The following is a 21,522-nucleotide window of genomic DNA, read 5'->3' as shown; positions in this document are numbered from 1 at the left end:
ATGGAGGTGATCAATTTTTTGCTTGTCTAATCCGTTGAGCAAATATAACACAATTAAATCTACATATGCAATTATTATTGTTAAGTATATTAGCGGAAACGTTTGAAAAGTGAAAAAAACATGATAATTATCATTGCAAAGGTTTGCGTGATATTCAGGCATTTATGAAAATAAGAGGCATTTATCTGCAAAGAATGCGAAGGAATTGTCTTTTAAAATTTATGTTTAGTGTTGCAAAGAAGATTGCTAATTGTTTGTTTCAACAACAGGTTGAACTTTTAATAATTTTAACAATCGTCTTTCAATCCATTTGGGTAAATATTTTCCAAATTTGGAAATGAATTGTTTCCCTAAAATATAAATTGAAGAATAAAAGAAAACTTTATTCAGAAGATAAACGGATGCCGTTAGCAGAATGATTTTATTAGAACCCGATAGAATAAAAGGTAAGGAGAGATAAAGGAAGAAAGTAACAACAGCTAAGCCCAACAACACAAATCCAACAATTTTTTTTAACTCCATGATAATTTCAAATCTTTTTAAATTTAGATACTAATGCAATTCTACGGCGCAATTTATAAATGGTTGCTAAAAAAATGAATTTAGAACTGTTAAAAAACTATAATGCACTATTATTTAGACTAAAAGATATGGTTTCATCTAAATTGTTTGATTGAATTCCATTCGTTATCCTTACAAAAAAACATGAAATTTCAGAAAGATGAGTGCTGATTGTTGATGGTATTTCATTAAAAAACACCATGAAATTTATACGCAAAGGTTTTAAATAAGGATGAACTAAAAAAAAGATGGTTTTATTAGGATATTACTGTTTTTTGCATTTATCTTTGTAGGCAACAAATAAGAACAGGTATGGAAAATTTACAAATTATTCGACGACGCTTTATTAGATCTTTATCCAAACAATAAGGTATAAGCTCTGGCATATTTAATTTTCCAAGCTTTCCATATCGGGAAGCATTTTTTTTGAACTTGAAACAACAGAAAAAAACATCAAATGATTTTATTTTACAACATACAACGACGAAGACAGAGCGCTCCTTTAGGAAAAGCGGTTGGTGTCGTATTGTCTTGTAATCAATGATTAACAGCAATATATAAAAGGCTTACCGTTTTTACCGGTAAGCCTTTTTTTTGAAACTATATAATCACAAATAGAAATGAAGCAAATCATCTATACTCAAAGCCGACGCCATTTGCGTAGTAACTGTTACCCAGGGGGAACGGATGAGCTTGCTGTTTCTGTTATTGAAATATCATAATTAACAAGCTTACTGTTTTCGGACGGTAAGCTTTTTTTGTATTAATTAAAAATAAAAAAATGAATTTTTTCAACTCCTTAGACTATCGAAGACGCTGTTTTCGGGAACAAAACAATCAGACCGCAAGAGCGGATTTTTTTGTAGAATTAAATAACAGGTGGTTGTGCTTAACAGCAGTAGCACTTTTTTGGGAAATTTAGATTATTTAAAATAAAATGATAGATACTTCAATGGAAATTGAGCAAAAATTAAGTGTCATTATAGCAGGTTTAAGGCATTACGAATATGCCCAGGAAATTTGTGATATGATTGAAAGTGCTGCGAAAATCCGCGGCACCGGAATTGCTAAAAGAGAAGCTTTGTACATCGTACAAAAAATTCAGGAAGGAAAGGCAATTATCGCCTTTGATCAGGATAAAGTTATTGGTTTCTGTTATATAGAAACCTGGGAACATGGTAAGTATGTAGCTAATTCGGGACTAATAGTTGATCCTGATTACAGAGCTGTAGGTTTGGCTAAAATGATTAAAGCCAAGGCATTCGAGCTATCGCAAAAACGTTATCCTGAAGCCAAAATATTTGGACTCACCACCAGTCTTCCTGTAATGAAAATCAATTCAGAATTAGGATACAGACCAGTTACCTTTTCGGAGCTAACTACAGATGATACATTTTGGAAAGGATGCAGTGGTTGTGTGAATTACGACATATTGCAGCGAACCAATCGGAAAATGTGTTTGTGTACAGGTATGCTGTATGATCCCAATAGAAAGGATAAAAAGTAATTATTCTGAAAAGAAAGCAATTTCATCAATTTATCAACAAGATTTTGAAAATCTACAAATAACAATATAATGACATCAACTAAGAAAAAAGTAGTATTAGCATATAGCGGAGGTTTAGATACAACATACTGTGCACTTTATTTGTCTAAGGAGTTAAACATGGATGTGTACACAGTATTGGGTAATACAGGTGGTTTCAGCAAGGAAGAATTAGCTGATATAGAGAACAGGACAAAACAACTGGGAGTTGTTCAGCACGCCTCACTTGATATTACCGAAGAATACTACGATAAATGCATTAAATACATGATAATGGGAAATGTTTTAAAAAACAACACCTACCCATTGTCGGTAAGCTCAGAAAGAGCATTTCAAGCCATGGCAATTGCTCAATATGCCCATTCCATTGATGCTGATTATATCGCTCACGGAAGTACCGGAGCTGGTAACGATCAGATAAGATTTGATCTTATTTTTAAAATAATGGCTCCCAATGCCGAAATCATTACTCCAACCAGAGATATGCAATTAAGCAGGGAGACAGAAATCAATTACCTGAAAGAAAATGGTATTTCGGCCAATTTCGAAAAAATGAAATATTCCATTAATGCAGGAATCTGGGGAACAAGTATCGGTGGAAAAGAAACTTTAACTTCAGATCAACCTCTTCCGGAAGATGCCTATCCAAAACAGGTTGTTAAAACCGAATCGGAAAAGCTGACCATAGGATTCGAAAAGGGAGAATTGGTTAGTGTGAATGGAGAAAAAGTACAACATCCTTTGGATGCAATTAAAAAAATTGAAGCAATTGGTTCTCAATTTGGCATTGGAAGAGACATGCACATTGGTGACACAATTATTGGAACAAAAGGAAGGGTTGCATTTGAAGCTGCTGCGCCTTTAATGATTATTAAAGCTCATCAAACTCTTGAAAAGCACACGCTTACCAAATGGCAAATGCACTGGAAAGAGCAAATTGCAAATTTCTATGGAATGTTGTTACACGAAGCTCAGTACTTAGAGCCGGTAATGAGAAACATGGAGACTTTCCTTCTTGACACTCAAAAAAAGGTAACAGGAACAGTTATTTTAAATTTGAATCCAAAACATTTCTTTGTTGAAGGCATTACTTCACCCAACGACTTAATGACTGATTTATTTGGTCAGTACGGCGAAAGCAGTAAAGGATGGACAGCAGATGATGCAAAAGGATTTACCAATATTCTGGCTAATTCATTGAAGATTTATTACACCGTAAATAAGCAGTAATTATGGTGAATGTAGGAATTATAGGAGGAGCAGGATATACGGCGGGAGAATTGTTACGGATTTTAATTTGGCATCCGCAGGCAAATATCAGTTTCGTGCAGAGTACAAGTCATATGGGACATCCGGTATCGGATGTCCATAGGGATTTGTTAGGGGATACTGATTTGTCATTTTCCGAAGCTGATTATAAGGCAATTGATGTTTTGTTTATCTGTTCGGGACATGGGAAGACCAAATTGTTTTTGGAAGAGAATAATTTGCCTGAGACTGTAAAAATTATCGATTTAAGTACTGATTTCAGACCAAAAGCAAATGAAAAAGGTTTTGTTTACGGATTACCGGAAATTAATAAAGATAAAATTGTAAATGCTGATAAAATAGCCAATCCGGGATGTTTTGCTACCTGCATTGAATTGGGATTATTGCCTTTAGCTAAAGAAAATAAATTGAAGGAGGAGGTTCATATTACTGCAATAACAGGATCAACTGGTGCTGGTCAGAATCCAACATCAACTTCACATTTTAGCTGGAAAAACAACAATGTTTCGGTATACAAAGCATTTACTCATCAGCATTTGGCTGAGATAACAGAAACGGTTTTGCAACTTCAACCCAATTTCGATAGAGAAATCAATTTTATTCCCGTTAGAGGAAACTTTAGCCGGGGAATAATGGCCACAATCTATACCGATTGTGATTGGTCTGCAGAAGAAGCTGTTGAGAAGTACAAAATATATTATAAAAATCATCCATTCGTTTCAATATCAAATATATCGCCCGATGTAAAGCAAGTTGTAAACACAAATAAATGTGTATTGTATCTTGAAAAACATGGCAGCAAACTGATGATTATTTCAGTGATTGATAATTTATTGAAAGGGGCTTCTGGTCAGGCAGTTCAGAATATGAATTTATTATTTGGAATGCCGGAAATATTGGGATTGGGCTTAAAGCCGGTTGGATTTTAAAAAAAGAAAGAAATGGAATTATTTAACGTATATAATTGTTACGATATAAACCTCGTTAATGGGAAAGGATCAAGCATATCTGACGATAAAGGAAATAAATACTTAGATTTTTATGGTGGACATGGTGTGATTTCAATTGGTCACAGTCATCCTCACTATATTTTCAGAATGGAGCACCAACTTCATTGTTTAGGCTTTTATTCGAATGCAGTAAGAAATGATATGCAGGAGAAATTGGCTAATAAATTGGGGACACTTTCAGGATACGATGATTACAACTTATTCTTGTGTAACTCAGGAGCCGAAGCCAATGAAAATGCTCTAAAAGTGGCATCTTTTCACACTGGCAAATCGAAAATTGTTGCAATTAAAGGAGCTTTTCACGGAAGAAGCAGTGGTGCTTTGGCAATTACCGATAATCCTGTTTTATCATCAGAATTTAATGTAAAACACGACGTTGTTTTTATAGAGATGAATGACATTCCTGCACTTGAAAAAGCTCTTGGGAAAAATGACGTTGCCGCAGTGATTATCGAAGGAATACAAGGTGTGAACGGTGTTGTAGAACCTTCGGCTGATTTCTTGAAGTCTGCCGAAAGCTTGTGCAAAGCTCACAAAGCAATGCTTATTTTGGATGAGATTCAGTCGGGTTATGGAAGAACAGGGAAATTTTTCGCACATCAGCATGCTGGTATTAAGGCAGATATTATAACTACTGCGAAAGGAATGGGAAATGGATTTCCAATTGCCGGAGTAATTATCTCACCTGAAATAAAAGCATGGAGCGGAATGTTAGGAACAACCTTTGGTGGAAATCATTTGGCATGTGCTGCGGGAATGGCTGTATTAGAGTCAATTGAAGAGGAACAGTTAATCGATAATGCAAACAAATTGGGAGATTATTTAATCTCTGAATTAAAAGATAATAAGGCAATAAAAGCAATAAGGGGGAAAGGATTAATGATTGGTATTGATCTTGAGAATATGCCTAAAATCAGGAAACAGCTTCTTGAGGAATATGGAATTTTCACAGGATCATCAGGTAGTACAACACTTCGTTTACTGCCGCCACTTTCAATTACCAAAAAAGAGGTGGATCAATTCATTCAAGCATTTCAAAAACTAACCCAAATTGTAATGGTATGATAGATTTAACTGTTGTAAAAATTGGTGGTAACGTAATTGACGATACCGAAAAACTAAATGATTTTCTCGATGCATTTTCAAATTTAAACGGCAAGATTGTTTTGGTTCACGGAGGTGGAAAACTAGCATCCGATTTAGCAGGCAAACTTGGAGTTCAAACCAAAATGGTGGATGGAAGACGCATAACTGATGCCGAAAACCTGAAGTTGGTTACCATGGTTTATGCCGGATTAATTAATAAGAACATTGTTGCTGCTTTACAAGCTCGTGGAGTAAATGCGATGGGGATGTGTGGTGCCGATTTAGATCTTATAAGAGCTGAGAAAAGAAGCAATACAAAGGTCGATTTTGGTTTTGTTGGTGATGTTACAGCAGTGAATACCCTGGCTTTATGCAAGCAAATTGAATGCAATTCGGTTTTGGTTATTGCCCCAATTACTCATGATGGCAAGGGACAATTATTCAACACCAATGCTGATACGGTGGCAACAGAAGTAGCCGTTGCTTTAAGTCGTTTCTATAAGGTGAAATTGATTTATAGTTTCGAAAAACTTGGAGTATTAATGAATGCGGAGGATGACAGCAGTGTAATGCCTGTTCTTTCTAAAGTAAAATGCTCTGAAATGGTGAAATCGGGCAAGATAAACACAGGAATGCTGCCCAAAACACAAAATGCATTTTATGCCTTATCAAAAGGAGTGGAAGAGGTCGTAATCGGGAATTTTGTTTCAATGGAGACAAATCATTCCTCAGGAACACAAATTGTTAATTCTTAGCTTATGGATTTAAAAAAGTATACCGAAATAGCCTTGACCACTCTTAAGCAATTGATTTCTATTCAATCATACAGCAAACAGGAAAATCAAGCTGCCGATGTAATGGAACAGAAACTAACTGACTTTGGATATCAGGTACACCGCAAAGGAAATAATGTATGGGCTTTCAATAAGGATTTTGATGATAAAAAGCCGGTTTTGTTGCTGAATTCTCATTTAGACACCGTAAAACCTTCTGAAAAGTATACAAAAGATCCTTTCAATCCGGAAGTGTCCGAGGGCAAATTGTACGGATTGGGCAGCAATGATGCGGGCGGCTGTTTGGTTTCTTTATTTGCATCATTTTTAGCCTTGGAAGGCACCGATCAAGATTACAACCGTGTTTTTGCAGCTTCTGCCGAAGAGGAAATATCAGGAACCGGAGGTTTTGAGCTGATACAGGATGAAATAGGACGAATTGATGTTGGAATTGTAGGTGAGCCGACACTTATGGAAATGGCCATCGCTGAAAAAGGCTTGATGGTGCTGGATTGTGATGCTATCGGTGTTCCCGGACATGCAGCCCGTAACGAGGGTGTCAACGCAATAACTATTGCAATGAGAGATATAGAATGGCTTCATTCTTATAAATTTGCTTTGGAATCTGAGATGCTGGGAGCAGTGAAAATGACTGTAACGCAAATTAATGCAGGGAAACAGCACAATGTAATTCCATCATCATGCAAATTTGTAGTGGATGTCCGCACGAATGAGCATTATTCTAACGAAAAAGCATTTGCAATCATCAAAGAAAAGTTGGAAAGTAATGTTACAGCCCGGTCCTTTAGAATGAATTCTTCAGGAATACCATTGGAGCACCCGTTAATTCAGACAGGATTGAACTTAGGAATGAAGTATTACGGTTCTCCAACCACATCCGATCAGGCAATTATGAAGGGATTTCCAACTTTAAAATTGGGTCCCGGAGATTCGGCCAGATCTCATACCGCTGACGAGTTCATCTACATGGATGAAATTGAAAAAGGAATTGAAAAATATTATAACTTGTTGAACGGTTTGAAAATATAACCGGAAATCACTTGTTGAAAAATAAAACGGATTAAGCAATAATATACACTAACACCTAACTTTAAAGAGAATTACTATGAAACTTTGGGATAAAGGCGTAAAAGTTGATAAAAAAATTGAACAATTCACTGTTGGAATGGATCGCGAATTGGACTTGCAGCTTGCCGCGTTTGATGTGCTGGGATCGCTTGCACACATTGAAATGCTCGAATCCATCGGATTATTGGAAAAAACAGAATTAAAATTGATTCAGGAAGAATTACGGAAAATTTATTCCTCGATAAAAAATAATGATTTTGTGATTGATGATGGCACTGAGGATGTTCATTCTCAAATTGAATATCAGCTTACTTTAGCTTTAGGTGATATTGGAAAAAAGATTCACAGCGGACGATCAAGAAACGATCAGGTTCTTTTGGATTTAAAGCTATTTACAAGAAACAAACTGGAAGAAATTGTTCGGGAAGGAAGATTGCTTTTTGATGAGTTGATTGCAAAGAGTAATGAGAATAAGGATGTATTAATTCCTGGATACACACATTTACAGGTGGCTATGCCATCCTCGTTCGGCTTATGGTTTGGTGCTTATGCCGAAAGCTTGACCGATGACATGATGGTGCTGCAGGCTGCCTACAAAGTGGTTAATCAGAACCCATTAGGATCGGGTGCCGGTTATGGCTCATCATTCCCGTTAAACAGACAAATGACTACTGACCTACTAGGTTTTAGAGATTTAAGTTATAATGTAGTTTATGCACAAATGGGGCGTGGCAAAATGGAGTTTACCGTTCTTTCTGCCTTGGCAAGCATGGCCATGACAATCGGAAAATTAGCTATGGATGCCTGTTTGTATAACAGTCAGAATTTCAATTTTTTAAGTTTTCCTGATGAATTAACAACAGGAAGCAGCATTATGCCTCACAAAAAGAATCCTGATGTTTTTGAGTTGATTCGGGCTCATGCAAATGCTTTGCAGATGTTGCCGGCACAAATTCAGGCAGTAACGTCAAATCTTCCTTCGGGATATCATAGAGATTATCAGCTAACAAAAGAGTTCTTTATGCCAGCTTTCGATAAAATGATTGCCTGTCTGGAAATGACACGAATCATGCTTTCCGAAGTTAAAATCAATAAAGAGGTTTTGAAGGATGAACGTTATAAGTACATGTTTACAGTTGAGGAAGTCAACCAAATGGTGCTTAACGGTGTTCCTTTCCGGGATGCTTACAAAAAGATCGGACAAATTGTGGAGGAAGGTACTTTCAAATACGAAGGTAAAGTGAATCATGTTCACGAAGGCAGTATCGGCAATTTATGCAATGATAAAATTGTAGATAAGATGAATGAGATTTTCGTTGGTTTTAATTTCAACAAAACCAAAGAGGCTTACATGAACTTACTGAATAGAATATAAATAGAAGTAACTGGTAAAGAGTAATCAGCATTGGAAAATACGGAATACTTTCAATTCATAACTAATTACTGAAAACTATTATCAAGTACTAAAAATATTAACCATTTTATAGAACTTTTATGTCAGGAGAGACAAAAGCTAAATTAATTTTACAGGATGGATCGGAATATATCGGTACATCATTTGGTTACCAGGAATCCATTTCCGGTGAAATGGTATTTAATACTGCAATGACCGGATATCCGGAAAGTTTAACCGATCCTTCGTACCGCGGACAAATTCTGGTTAGTACTTTTCCTCTGATTGGAAATTACGGAGTGCCGGGAACACTGCAGGAAGACGACTTGTTTCGTTTTTATGAGTCAGAAAAAATTCAGGTGTCTGCATTTATTGTGTCCGATTATACCGAGGAATTCAGTCATTGGAATGCGAGTTTAAGCCTTGGTGACTGGATGAAACAACATAAAATACCAGGAATATATGGTGTTGATACCCGCGCACTAACAAAAAAACTTCGGGAACAAGGCAGTATGCTTGCTAAAATTGTTTTTGAAGGCAAAGAACCTGAATGGAAAGATCCAAATCTGGAGAATCTTGTAGCTCAGGTAAGCACACCCGAAAAAATTGTTTACGGAAATGGAAAACACAAAGTAGTATTGTTGGATTGTGGTGTGAAAAACAACATTATTCGTTGTTTGTTAAAAAGAGATACCACAGTAATCAGAGTTCCACACGATTACGACTTCACTAAGGAAGAATACGATGGATTATTCATATCCAATGGTCCTGGTGATCCAAAACAAAATACAAAAGCAATCGCCAATCTAAAAACAGTTTTCGGTCAGGATACACCAATTATGGGTATTTGTCTGGGAACACAATTAATGGCTCTTGCTGCCGGCGCTGATACTTATAAGCTGAAGTACGGACACCGTAGTCACAATCAGCCGGTTGTTTTAAAGGGAAGCAAGCGTTGTTTTATTACCTCTCAAAATCACGGGTACGCCATTAATATGGATACCTTGCCAAAAGAGTGGGAGCCATTGTTTGTTAATGCCAATGATGGCACATGCGAAGGATTAAAGCACACAAGCAAACCATTTTTCGCGTCTCAGTTTCACCCCGAAGCTTCCAGTGGCCCTACAGATACCGAATTTCTGTTCGACGATTTCATTAAAATGATGGAAGATCATAAAGTTAAAAGGTAAAAGGAGAAAGGTAAAAGTTAAAAAAGTCCCATCTGTATGCGGTTCTCCTTTTTAGGGGAGATGTCCGGAGAACAGAGGAGGGTATTTTTAAAGAAAAACAATTATCAATTAACAGCCAAAAGCGATAAGCTAATGGCTCTCAGCTTAAGAAAAATGATAAAAGACAACATAAAGAAAGTACTGGTATTAGGTTCCGGAGCACTTAAAATTGGTGAAGCAGGGGAGTTTGACTATTCTGGATCACAGGCATTAAAAGCAATGAAGGAGGAAGGTATTTATACGGTACTTATCAATCCCAATATTGCAACAGTACAAACGTCAAAAGGAATTGCCGATCAAATTTATTTTTTGCCGGTTACACCTTATTTTGTAGAACAGGTGATCTTAAAAGAAAAGCCTGATGGAATCCTTTTGGCTTTTGGAGGACAAACTGCATTAAACTGTGGTATTCAGCTTTTTAATGCCGGATTGCTAAAGAAATACAATCTTCAGGTTTTAGGGACTCCAATCGAGACCATTATTAAAACTGAAGACAGAGAGATATTTGCCAACGAACTTCGTGGAATCGATGTGAAAACCCCGCAGTCATTTGCTGTTGAATCGATTCCTGAAGCATTAAAAGCGGCAGAAAAACTAGGTTTTCCAATTATTGTTCGTGCAGCCTTTACTTTAGGAGGACAAGGAAGTGGATTCTGTTCGAATATGGCAGAATTGGAGAAGTTGGCTGAAAATGCCTTATCCTATTCAAGTCAGATATTGGTTGAGGAATCATTAAAAGGATGGAAAGAAGTAGAATATGAAGTGGTTCGGGATGCATACGACAACTGTATTACAGTTTGTAATATGGAAAATTTCGATCCGCTGGGAATTCATACAGGTGAGAGTATTGTTATTGCACCATCGCAAACATTAACCAATTCGGAGTATCACAAACTAAGATCACTGGCAATTAAGATTATTCGTCACTTTGGTGTTGTGGGTGAGTGTAACGTTCAGTACGCTCTTGATCCCAATTCGGAAGATTACCGTGTAATTGAGGTAAATGCCCGTTTATCAAGATCATCTGCATTGGCTTCAAAAGCAACGGGTTATCCTTTGGCCTTTGTTGCGGCTAAACTTGGTTTGGGTTATGCCCTGCACGAGCTTAAGAATGCTGTAACAAAAACAACAACAGCTTGTTTCGAACCTGCTTTGGATTACGTAGTTTGTAAAATTCCACGTTGGGACTTAAACAAGTTTGAAGGTGTAACCAAAGAGATTGGTTCCAGCATGAAGAGTGTAGGAGAAGTAATGGCCGTTGGTCGTAATTTCGAGGAAGCCGTTCAAAAAGGTTTGCGTATGATCGGACAGGGAATGCACGGATTTGTTGGGAATGTTCATTCAAAGTTCGACGATGTTGATCGGGAATTAACTCATCCAACAGATATGCGTATTTTCTCTATCGCGCAAGCTTTTGAAAAAGGATATTCCATTGATAAAATTCATGATCTCACCAAAATTGATAAATGGTTCCTAAGTAAGCTGGAACACATCACAAAATTGAAATGGGATCTTCAGAAATACAATAACTTACAGGAATTACCTGACACTTTACTAAAAGCAGCAAAAGTATACGGTTTTTCCGATTTCCAGTTAGCACGCTTTGTTTTAAAGCCAGAGAGAACTGACATGGAATCGGAGCTTTTAGAGGTGAGAAAACATCGTAAAGCAAAAGGGATTGTTCCGGTTGTTAAGCAAATTGACACATTGGCTGCAGAGTATCCTGCACAAACCAACTACGTTTATTTGACTTACAGTGGTGATGAAAATGACATTACTTATGCAGACGACAATCAATCGGTTATTGTTTTAGGTTCCGGAGCCTATCGAATCGGGTCTTCCGTTGAATTCGACTGGTGCAGTGTAAATGCGCTGAACGCAGTAAATAAAGAAGGACTACGGTCGGTAATGATCAATTACAATCCGGAAACGGTAAGTACCGATTACGATGTGTGTGATCGTTTGTACTTTGATGAACTTTCATTCGAAAGAGTCTTGGATATTATCGATTTGGAATCGCCCCGCGGTGTAATTGTATCGGTAGGAGGACAAATTCCTCAGAACCTTTCGATGCGTTTGCACAAGGCAGATGTAAAAGTGTTAGGAACGTCTCCTGAATCGATCGACAGAGCCGAAAACCGTCAGACATTCTCAGCCATGCTTGATGAATTGAAAATTGATCAGCCAAGATGGAATGAGTTGACAAGCAAAGAGGCAATTAATGACTTTATTGATGAAGTAGGATTTCCTGTTTTGATTCGCCCAAGTTATGTGCTTTCGGGTGCTGCAATGAATGTGGTTTCGAACAAGGATGAATTAGGCCATTTTCTGGATTTAGCTGCGCAGGTATCAAAACAGTATCCGGTTGTTGTTAGTGAATTTATTCAGGAAGCAAAAGAAATCGAGTTTGACGGAGTAGCTAAAAATGGTGACATTATTATTGATGCCATTTCGGAACACGTTGAGTTTGCCGGAGTGCATTCGGGAGATGCTACTTTGGTATTTCCACCGCAAAAACTGTATTTCGAAACCATTCGCAGAATTCGTAAAATAGCCGCTAAAATAGCAAAATCACTGAACATTACCGGACCGTTCAACATGCAGTTGCTGGCAAAAGATAACGACATTAAGGTTATCGAGTGCAACCTGCGTGCAAGTAGAAGTTTTCCTTTTGTTTCGAAGGTAATGGACTTTAATTTTATCGAAACTGCCACTCAGGCAATGTTGGATGTTCCTATTCCAAACAATTTACCCTCGATGTTCGAATTGGAGCATATTGGAATAAAAGCCTCTCAGTTTTCCTTTTCAAGATTGTCGAAAGCAGATCCGGTTTTGGGTGTAGATATGTCATCAACCGGTGAAGTTGGCTGTATAGGAGCTGATTACTACGATGCAATACTAAAAGCAATGCTGTCAGTGGGTTACCGCATACCGAAGAGTGCAATCCTAATCAGCAGTGGTCCTATTCGCTCGAAAGTGGAACTTTTAAAAAGTGCGAAGATGCTTGAAGAGAAAGGGCACAAATTGTATGGCACCAGAGGTACTGCAAAATTCCTGGAAGAGAACGGTGTTACTATCGAAAGTGTAGGTTGGCCTGATGAAGATGTTGAAGTGACTGCTCACAATTTAATTAAAGAGCGCAAAGTTGATTTGGTGATTAACATCCCCAAAAACTTAAGCAAATCGGAGTTGAATAACGATTACCTGATCAGAAGAACAGCCATCGACCTGAACATACCATTAATAACCAATGCTCGTCTGGCTTCAGCCTTTATCTATTCATTCTGCAAAAAATCAATAGAAGATTTAGGAATTGACAGCTTCAGCGATTATGTAGATAAAAAGCAGGATTGGTAAAATATAACTTTTGGTGCTCTCACAATAAGTGAGGGTACCAATTCTTTCAAAAGCTTATTGCTTTTAGGCAATTTGCAAACCTGATAGCATTGTAATACATTATATTATTTTAGCCCCGGCAGATTTCTGAAATCTATCGGGGCTTTTGTATTGATACTGCCCTTACAATGAAATAAGAATTTCCCTGCCTAAAGGGAAGGTCTTTCCCTAACACAAGGGAAAGCTTTGGAGTAGTACAAGGGAAGAGTATTGCCTAACACAAGGGAAAACTTTGGAGTAGTACAAGGAAAGAGTATTGCCTTATGCAAGGGAAAAGTTTTGGAGCAGTGCAAGGGGAAATATCCGGGTGAAACAGGAGACTGCTATATAAAATAAAAGCCGGATCAACCGGCTTTTTATGTGCTATTTTACGCTAAGAGTTTTGTCGTAATACCCAATGGTAAGCTTTTTGTTGTTTTTGGCAATACATCTTATTTGTAATTCGTAATTGCCGGCAGTTAATTCAGGAATTTGAAAAATTTGAGTGCTGTCGGTATTGGTTACATATACCGCAACCCGATGTTCTGTGCCATCTTCAGCAATCAGGAATATGCCTTGATTTTCGTCCGAAGGATCCATTTTTAACCGTTTCCCCTTTAATTCACCCACACCATTAGGCAAAAGACTGTCAGTTTCCTGACCAATGGAATGATCCGTAAAGCTATAGATATCGATGATACTCTTTTTGCGGTCAATTTTGTGAAGTTTGCTCGAATCAGCAACTGCCTTCAACAACACACCCGGAGATGATTTAAAACGCAGTTTGTGACGGGATCCATCAAAACTGTCATCCCAATTATTGAACACCCCGGTAATACTTGGCGAAATATTTAGCAATGGCGTATTAATAGAGTAACCCTTTCCCAGATTCTCTGTTACCACCGTTTCGATACGCTTAAACATACTCTCAGCCTCGTATGGGGTGATTCCTGTACCTTCGGCACAACATGCATTAATTAAATCTTCGCGGGTTAAAACGCCGATTGGAGATGGTTTGGCTATGCAATCATCCGGAGTATCGGTTAATGGATTTAAATGCAAATAATATTCAATCATTTTAATCAGGTATTAGTTTTTATTTTCAAAATATTTTTTGAAAGTACATTATAATTGCATTATGAACAAGTTAAATAATACTAATATGATAACTTTTTAATTTTACAGGATTACAAAAACTCTTGTGTGCCCTTGTATTATTGCAATACCGAAGCTGAAACAAAGTAAGTTCAATTCAAAAAGTATTTGGTATTACTTACCGGATCATATAAAACAAACATAACTGGGAAATTATTCACTTTATATCTATTTTAAATAGTAGGGGAGTGGTGTTTTATGAATTGAATCAATCATTTGTACTATAAGGCATGTGTTTTTACATCAAAAAAAACAATGCGTTTAATAATGTTCAATACCAGTGAATATAGTACTTTAAGGAGTTTGTAATACTGCTGCAGGATAATAACCAATAAAATTTATTGATTTTTTGGGTTACCTTTTTGCTTTATGGGGAATAAAGGGGTGATAATTGATTTGTTATTTTGAAAATAGTGAGTATTAAGACTAAATATTCATTCAGAATTTACCCAATCTATTATCAAGTGATAACTATTTAAAAATTTACTTATGAAAACAAAATTCTACTCTTTTTGGGTATGCGCTATTGCTCTTACCCTGGTACCAACATGTAACGCTTTAGCTCAAAAGCGCGAACACATTAAGATCGATCCCAATAATCGAACCGACAAAAACGAGATGACACTAAAATCATCCGAAGGGAACAATTATGTGCTTGATTTTAAACTGAACTCTTACGACCTTATTTGGATTGAAAAAGAAAATGCCTGCAAGGTAGAAGCAAATGGTATGGGTGATATTCTTGAAAAAGGAAATCCTGCATTGCCTCGTTTCGCACAGTCCATCATGATTCCTGCCAGTGCCGATATGCAGGTGGAGATCGTTTCGTCAGAGTTTATCGAACTGACCGATATTAAAATTGTCCCTTCAAAAGGAAATCTTACCCGGGATATCGATCCCAAAACAATTCCCTATCAATACGGAGAAATTTATCAGACTGATGCATTTTATCCATCCGTATTAGCTTCGATGAATGAACCGTATATATTACGAAGCGTTCGGGGGCAGGCAGTTGTTGTTCAGCCAATAGCTTACAATCCTGTTCAAAAAAAGCTGAGGATTTATACGCACATTGAGATGAAGGTGAGTCCAAGCGGAAGAACATCAACAAAAAATGTAATGTCAGGCACAAAATCGGCGGCTGCAGATAATGGTTTCGAAAAAGTATATCAAAACCATTTTTTAAATTATACCAGTAACAGCACCAAATACACGGCTCTTAATGATGCCCCGGGAAACATGTTGATTATCTGTTATGATGATTTCATGGACGAGATGGCTGATTTTGTGGCTTGGAAGAAACAAAAAGGAATATCAGTTGAAATGATTGCTGTAAGTACAATTGGTAATGCTTCGGCAATTAAAACCTATGTAAGCAACTACTACAACACTCATGGGTTGACCTACCTTTTATTGGTAGGCGATGCTCCGCAGGTTCCAACATCATCTACCAGTGCCGGCGATTCTGACAACAACTATGGTTTTATCGTTGGTAATGATCACTATATCGACATCTTTGTTGGTCGGTTTTCTGCTGAAAATGCAGCTCAGGTAACAACTCAGGTTAATAGAACCATTCATTACGAGAGAGATGTTACTGCCGCTGATACATGGCTGTCCTCAGGAGTAGGAATTGCATCCAACGAGGGTTCCAACCCTTCTGATGCTGAACACATGAATACCATCGAAAACAAATTGGAAGGGTACGGATATAGCATCTCCCGCTGTTATCAGGATGGAGGAAGTGCAAGTCAATTAACCAGTTTGCTGAATTCGGGCAAAAGTTTAATCAATTATGTAGGTCATGGTTCCAATACCAGTTTTGCCAGTATGGTATACACAAGTACCAACGTAAATAGCCTGACCAACAATAACAAGCTTCCCTTTATTTTCGATGTGGCCTGTGTGAATGGAAACTTTAAATCAATCACCTGCTTTGCCGAAGCATGGTTAAGAGCCACAAACAATGGTGTGCCTACAGGAGCTATGGCAATTTGTGCTTCTACCATTAATCAATCGTGGGTGCCGCCAATGATAGCCCAAACTGAGATGAATGATATTTTAGTGGAGAGTTACGCCAACAATATTCGTAGAACCTTTGCCGGTTTGGCTTTGAATGGAATGTTTAAAATGGTTGATGTTTACGGATCGGGAGGAGAAACCATGTTGGATACATGGACCATATTCGGAGATCCATCCTTACAGGTTAGAACCAAAACTCCCGGCAGTCTGCAAGTAAGTCATGCAGGCACCATTGCTCCCAACAGCAATCAATTGGCAGTTACTTGTGCAACCGAAGACGCATGGGTTTCGTTGACTTTAAGCGGCGAAATTTTGGGAACAGCAAAAATCAGCAACGGAACGGCAACTGTCTCTTTCAGTCCCTTGCCTGCAAGCGGAACAGTAAAGATCACAGTAAGTGCCTATAATAAAATTCCTTACGTGGCAAATATCAATATTTCAGGATCAGGAGATACCGATGTAATTGCCAATTTTACGACAAACAAAACTTCCGTTTATGAAGGAGAAAGCATTAGTTTTACTGATTTGTCATCAAACAATCCAACAGCATGGAACTGGTCTTTTACAGGAGGAACTCCAACAGTAAGCAGCTCTCAAAACCCAACAGTAAGCTACGATACAGAGGGAACCTATTCTGTTTCATTAACTGCGTCGAAAACAGGTAGTACAGATACAAAAACAGTCACCGATCTGATTACAGTAAGTACTCCAATTCAGCAAGATTACTGCGAAGCAACAACAAACGGATGCAGTTCATATGAATATATTTCTGGTGTGGTATTCGAAACAATCAATAATAGTTCAGTCTGCAATCAATATTCCGATTACACATCGCAATTGGCATCTGTTGAGCCAGGCGGAACTTATGCTGTTACTGTTAATATTGGTCGTCCCGATGCAAACAATTATGTTACAGCATGGTTCGATTGGAACCGGGATGGTGATTTTGAGGATGCAGATGAAGAATATGTGTTAAGTTATAGTATTAGTGGCGGACTAGGGCAGGCAGTAGGTGCCGTTTCAGTTCCAAATGATGCAAGTTTAGGAACAACAAGAATGAGGGTTCGTGTTACCTATAATGCAACCCCATTGGCTTGTGGAAATGCAAGCTATGGCGAAATAGAAGATTATGGAATACAAGTACAGGACAGCAGGAGTGAAAGAGAACGGGCTATTGCTGACAATGTAACAATCAGCCTCTATCCAAACCCAACCAGTGATTCTTTTAAAATAGAACTAAACGGCATTTCAGGCATAATGAAAATAAAGATTGTTGGCCTTACAGGAAATGTAATTCGAACATTCTATACCGATGGATCAAAAGAAATTGATGTGAGTAGTTTGAGTACCGGAATATACATGGTACAGGTAGATGCTGATGGTAAAAGCTGGACAAAAAAATTAATCGTAAAGTAATAAACTGATATGCTTTACAATCCTGAACTGCTGAGATTCCCGCTCAGCAGTTCTTTTTTTTAATACATTCCTGTTGTAATAAGAAGTTGAAACAATTATTTTAATTGATGTTTCTTCAAATATTACTAGATTTAGCCTTTCAATAAAAAACAATTTAATGGTGAATTACATATACAATCTAAAGTTTAAAGTCCGCGATTACGAGTGCGACATTCAGGGAGTTGTGAACAACTCTGTTTATCAGAATTACCTGGAACATGCACGACATGAGTTTTTAGAATCCATAGGAACTAATTTTAAAGCATTGCACGAACAGGGAACTGATGCTATGGTTTCGAGAATCGAGATTGACTACAAAACTTCACTAACCAGTGGCGACGAATTCGAAGTACGCTTAAACATTGAACGGGAAGGAGTTAAACTTGTTTTTAATGAAGATATCTATCGTTTATCTGACAACAAACTTTGTGCAAAGGGGAAAGTATATACAATCTGTCTGGTAAAGGGCCGTCTCTCGAAAGGAGAAGTTTTCGACGAACTGTTTGCAGAATATCTGGCTTAGAGAGCAAAAGATTTTGGTACAAAAAAAAGGATCAGCAACCAACTGATCCTTTTAAAACTAAATTTTAACCTTAATCTCAATCTATGATAAAACTACTTATTCTTATTTCTAAACCTATGCATCAAAGATAAAGCATAGCATGGTTAATAGCTGCTAAGGAATGTTAAATAAGATTAAAACAAGCATAACCTTTCTGCATATCTTTTATAATACTACCGGCCGAAGTACTGCCCATAGTTTTGTTTTCTTTATATAACTATTGATTTCTTTCAAATCTTTCTTTAACTTGCAAGTAAGAAAACCTTCCGTTATTAAATACCACCAAAATTTCAGGACATCACAATTGTAACGTATAGCATGCTTCGCGCGTCTATACTTAAGTATTGTGAAATTCTAAATTGAAAATCATGTTTGATCTTGATAAGTGGCAGGAAATTTTTGAAACCATTCGAAAAAACAAACTCCGAACTATTCTTACGGGGTTCAGTGTATCCTGGGGTATTTTCATGTTAATTATTTTACTGGGATCGGGTAATGGTCTGCAAAATGGTGTTTTGGATCAATTCAAACAAGACGCTGTGAACAGCCTTTGGATTTACAGTGGAAGAACCAGTATGCCATTTGATGGCATGAAGGCTGGCCGAAGAATTCAATTTACTAATGATGACTATCAAAAAACAAAAGATTCCGGTTTAGATGTTGATAAAATAAGCTCAAGATATTCCATTTTCAGGAATAATTTAATTTCTTACAAAACAGAGTTTGTTAATTACAATATTATTGCAGTTCACCCGGATACAGAGACTTTAGAAAGTACATCGAATATAAAAGGACGCTTCTTAAATGATATAGATGTTAAGAATTTCAGAAAAGTGGTAGCCATTAGCACTGTAGTTGAAGAAGCCTTGTTTAAAAGAGAAAATCCAATTGGTAAATACGTAAAAATAAACGGAATTCCATTTCAGGTTATAGGAACTTTTACAGATTACTCAGAAAGGGATTTGCAACGCGTATATGTTCCCATATCTACGGCTCAAAAAGTATTCAACGGTGCCAATCGAATATCAAATATGTCTTTCACAACAAATACTCCGGATATTGAGTCACTTCAGGCCATGGAGCAGTATTTAAGAAAATCATTTGCAGCCCGGCATAAATTTGACGTTACAGATAGAAGGGCTATGTGGATCAATAATAATATGGAAAACTATCAACGGACGATGGCTCTGTTTTCCGGAATTCGAATTTTTGTTTGGATAATAGGCATATTTACAATTATTGCAGGAATTGTTGGAGTCAGCAATATCATGATAATTGTTGTGCGTGAGCGTACCAAAGAAATAGGTATCCGTAAAGCATTGGGAGCTACTCCAAATTCAATAGTTGGTTTGGTTTTATTGGAATCAGTTCTAATAACCAGTGCTGCAGGGTATATAGGCTTGGTTCTGGGGGTAATACTACTGGAAGTACTGGCACCACATACTCAAATAGAGTTTTTTATGAATCCTTCAGTTGACTTAAGCGTTGGCATACAGGCAACTTTAGTACTGGTTTTTGCAGGCTTACTGGCTGGTTTTTTTCCGGCATGGAAAGCTGCTAATGTTAGACCAATAGAAGCTTTGGCTCACGAATAAAAATATTAATCTGAAAAATACAACAGAATGTTTGACCGAGATAGATGGACTGAAGTATATATGGCTCTTAAAAGCAATAAATTAAGAACCTTTTTAACTGCATTCGGAGTTTTTTGGGGAATTTTTATGCTTATTATTATGCTGGGTTCGGGGAAAGGACTTGAAAATGGGGTGTATTATGGTATGGGGGATTTTGCTACAAATTCAGTTTTTATCTGGACCCAACCAACAAGCAAACCCTATAAAGGATATAAGCAGGGACGCAGGTATCATTTTACAAATCAGGATACGAAAGCAATTCTGGATAATATCCCTGAAGTAAAACTGTTGGCTCCCCGGATTCAGGCACGTGGCGGTGATGGTGATAATAATGTTATCAGAGGATTAAAAACCGGCGCTTTTAGTATTCTTGGTGATGTTCCTGAAGTGAACTTAATTGATCCGGTAATCATAACCGATGGTAGATTCCTGAATCAGGTTGATATTAATGATACCCGAAAAATTGCTGTCATTGGAGAAAGGGTGATTGAGGTATTGTTTGAAAAAGATGAAAATCCAATTGGCGAATACATTAAGCTTAATGGAGTTTATTTTCAGGTTGTTGGCACCTTCAAGTCCATGCACAACCAAGGATGGGGAGAATGGCAGAATCAATCTATTTTTATACCGTTTACTACGCTTCAAAAAACATATAATTATGGGAATAGAGTAGGTCATTATTCCATTACATCTAAAAGTGAATATACTGCAACCTTTGTTGAGGAGAAAGTTAAGGCTTTACTTAAAAGGCGCCACTCAGTTCATCCAAATGATGATCGCGCCATAGGTAGTGAGAATATCGAAAAGGAATTTATTAAAATCAACAATTTATTTATTGGTATAGCGGGGTTAATTTGGATTGTAGGTATAGGAACACTTATTGCCGGGATAATCGGAGTCAGTAATATTATGCTTTTTATTGTGAAGAAACGTACAAAAGAAATAGGAATTCAAAGGGCTTTAGGAGCTTCTCCATCGGTAATTATTAGCTCTATTTTAACTGAATCGGTTGTTTTAACCGCAATTGCCGGATGGTTTGGACTTGTTTTTGGTGTGATTATTTTGGAACTTATAAATAAAGCCATTCAAAGTGGTGGGGGTGATAATTCCATGTTTACAAATCCAGAGGTAGATTTTAATGTTGCAATAATTGCTCTGGGAATTTTAATTCTCGCTGGAATTTTTGCCGGGATAATTCCAGCTAAACGGGCAATGGAGATTCGTCCGATAGATGCAATCCGCGATGAATAATTGAAGAGCTTTACTTTCATTCATAAAATAGCTTCTGTAATTTTAATTATAGAAGCTATTTTCTTGACCAATGCCTCCTGAAAGCTTGACATTAAGGATGTTTCTTTATTTT

15 protein-coding genes are annotated in these 21,522 nt (G+C 37.3%); 13 read left to right on the top strand and 2 right to left on the bottom strand.

What is annotated here, in order from left to right:
* Nucleotides 1–246: 246 nt before the first annotated feature.
* Nucleotides 247–522: a hypothetical protein gene (locus ACHZAX_RS09335; RefSeq protein ID WP_101310645.1), complete on the bottom strand. Its 276-nt coding sequence runs from the start codon at nucleotides 520–522 to the stop codon at nucleotides 247–249.
* A 976-nt stretch (nucleotides 523–1,498) separates the two neighbouring features.
* On the opposite strand from ACHZAX_RS09335, the gene ACHZAX_RS09330 reads away from it, so the two are divergent.
* The 9 genes from ACHZAX_RS09330 to carB all read left to right on the top strand — a co-directional run bounded on the left by ACHZAX_RS09330 (nucleotide 1,499) and on the right by carB (nucleotide 13,313).
* Nucleotides 1,499–2,068, top strand: a complete 570-nt coding sequence (locus tag ACHZAX_RS09330; protein WP_245870390.1) for a GNAT family N-acetyltransferase — start codon at nucleotides 1,499–1,501, stop codon at nucleotides 2,066–2,068.
* A 69-nt stretch (nucleotides 2,069–2,137) separates the two neighbouring features.
* Nucleotides 2,138–3,337, top strand: coding sequence for an argininosuccinate synthase (locus ACHZAX_RS09325; RefSeq protein WP_101310644.1), 1,200 nt, complete (start codon nucleotides 2,138–2,140; stop codon nucleotides 3,335–3,337).
* A gap of 2 nt (nucleotides 3,338–3,339) precedes the next feature.
* A complete protein-coding gene (argC, locus tag ACHZAX_RS09320; protein WP_320018893.1) occupies nucleotides 3,340–4,305 on the top strand; it encodes an N-acetyl-gamma-glutamyl-phosphate reductase in 966 nt (321 codons plus the stop codon).
* 12 nt (nucleotides 4,306–4,317) lie between these two features.
* Nucleotides 4,318–5,451 carry an aspartate aminotransferase family protein gene (locus ACHZAX_RS09315; protein ID WP_320018892.1) on the top strand — a complete coding sequence of 378 codons (1,134 nt, stop codon included), beginning with the start codon at nucleotides 4,318–4,320 and terminating at the stop codon, nucleotides 5,449–5,451.
* Nucleotides 5,448–6,227, top strand: a complete 780-nt coding sequence (argB, locus tag ACHZAX_RS09310; RefSeq protein WP_320018891.1) for an acetylglutamate kinase — start codon at nucleotides 5,448–5,450, stop codon at nucleotides 6,225–6,227. The genes ACHZAX_RS09315 and argB overlap by 4 nt, the downstream gene beginning before the upstream one ends.
* A gap of 3 nt (nucleotides 6,228–6,230) precedes the next feature.
* On the top strand, nucleotides 6,231–7,295 hold the full coding sequence (locus ACHZAX_RS09305; protein ID WP_101310640.1) for a M20 family metallo-hydrolase: 1,065 nt from the start codon (nucleotides 6,231–6,233) through the stop codon (nucleotides 7,293–7,295).
* 76 nt (nucleotides 7,296–7,371) lie between these two features.
* Nucleotides 7,372–8,709, top strand: a complete 1,338-nt coding sequence (argH, locus tag ACHZAX_RS09300) for an argininosuccinate lyase (protein ID WP_218973126.1) — start codon at nucleotides 7,372–7,374, stop codon at nucleotides 8,707–8,709.
* Nucleotides 8,710–8,828: 119 nt separating this feature from the next.
* Entirely contained in the window at nucleotides 8,829–9,917 is a 1,089-nt protein-coding gene (gene carA, locus ACHZAX_RS09295; RefSeq protein WP_101310638.1) for a glutamine-hydrolyzing carbamoyl-phosphate synthase small subunit, read from the top strand.
* A gap of 36 nt (nucleotides 9,918–9,953) precedes the next feature.
* Nucleotides 9,954–13,313: a carbamoyl-phosphate synthase (glutamine-hydrolyzing) large subunit gene (gene carB / locus ACHZAX_RS09290; RefSeq protein ID WP_245870388.1), complete on the top strand. Its 3,360-nt coding sequence runs from the start codon at nucleotides 9,954–9,956 to the stop codon at nucleotides 13,311–13,313.
* Between the two features lie 402 nt (nucleotides 13,314–13,715).
* Here the strand turns inward: carB and ACHZAX_RS09285 are convergent, their stop codons facing one another.
* Entirely contained in the window at nucleotides 13,716–14,408 is a 693-nt protein-coding gene (locus tag ACHZAX_RS09285; protein ID WP_320018890.1) for a DNA-binding domain-containing protein, read from the bottom strand.
* Nucleotides 14,409–14,975: 567 nt separating this feature from the next.
* Between ACHZAX_RS09285 and ACHZAX_RS09280 the strand changes: the two genes are divergently transcribed.
* From ACHZAX_RS09280 to ACHZAX_RS09265, 4 genes are all read left to right on the top strand, one after another.
* Nucleotides 14,976–17,924, top strand: coding sequence for a C25 family cysteine peptidase (locus ACHZAX_RS09280; RefSeq protein WP_320018889.1), 2,949 nt, complete (start codon nucleotides 14,976–14,978; stop codon nucleotides 17,922–17,924).
* Between the two features lie 157 nt (nucleotides 17,925–18,081).
* Nucleotides 18,082–18,486, top strand: a complete 405-nt coding sequence (locus tag ACHZAX_RS09275) for an acyl-CoA thioesterase (RefSeq protein WP_156195342.1) — start codon at nucleotides 18,082–18,084, stop codon at nucleotides 18,484–18,486.
* 407 nt (nucleotides 18,487–18,893) lie between these two features.
* Nucleotides 18,894–20,120 (top strand): ABC transporter permease, encoded by a 1,227-nt coding sequence (locus ACHZAX_RS09270; protein ID WP_101311807.1) that lies wholly within the window; start codon nucleotides 18,894–18,896, stop codon nucleotides 20,118–20,120.
* Between the two features lie 27 nt (nucleotides 20,121–20,147).
* Nucleotides 20,148–21,410 carry an ABC transporter permease gene (locus tag ACHZAX_RS09265; RefSeq protein WP_101311808.1) on the top strand — a complete coding sequence of 421 codons (1,263 nt, stop codon included), beginning with the start codon at nucleotides 20,148–20,150 and terminating at the stop codon, nucleotides 21,408–21,410.
* Nucleotides 21,411–21,522 lie beyond the last annotated feature (112 nt).

The sequence above is a fragment of the Labilibaculum manganireducens genome (assembly GCF_963665805.2).
GTDB lineage: Bacteria > Bacteroidota > Bacteroidia > Bacteroidales > Marinifilaceae > Labilibaculum > Labilibaculum manganireducens.
Note: the sequence above shows the minus strand (reverse complement) of the source record. Positions and strands in the feature narration are given on the sequence as shown.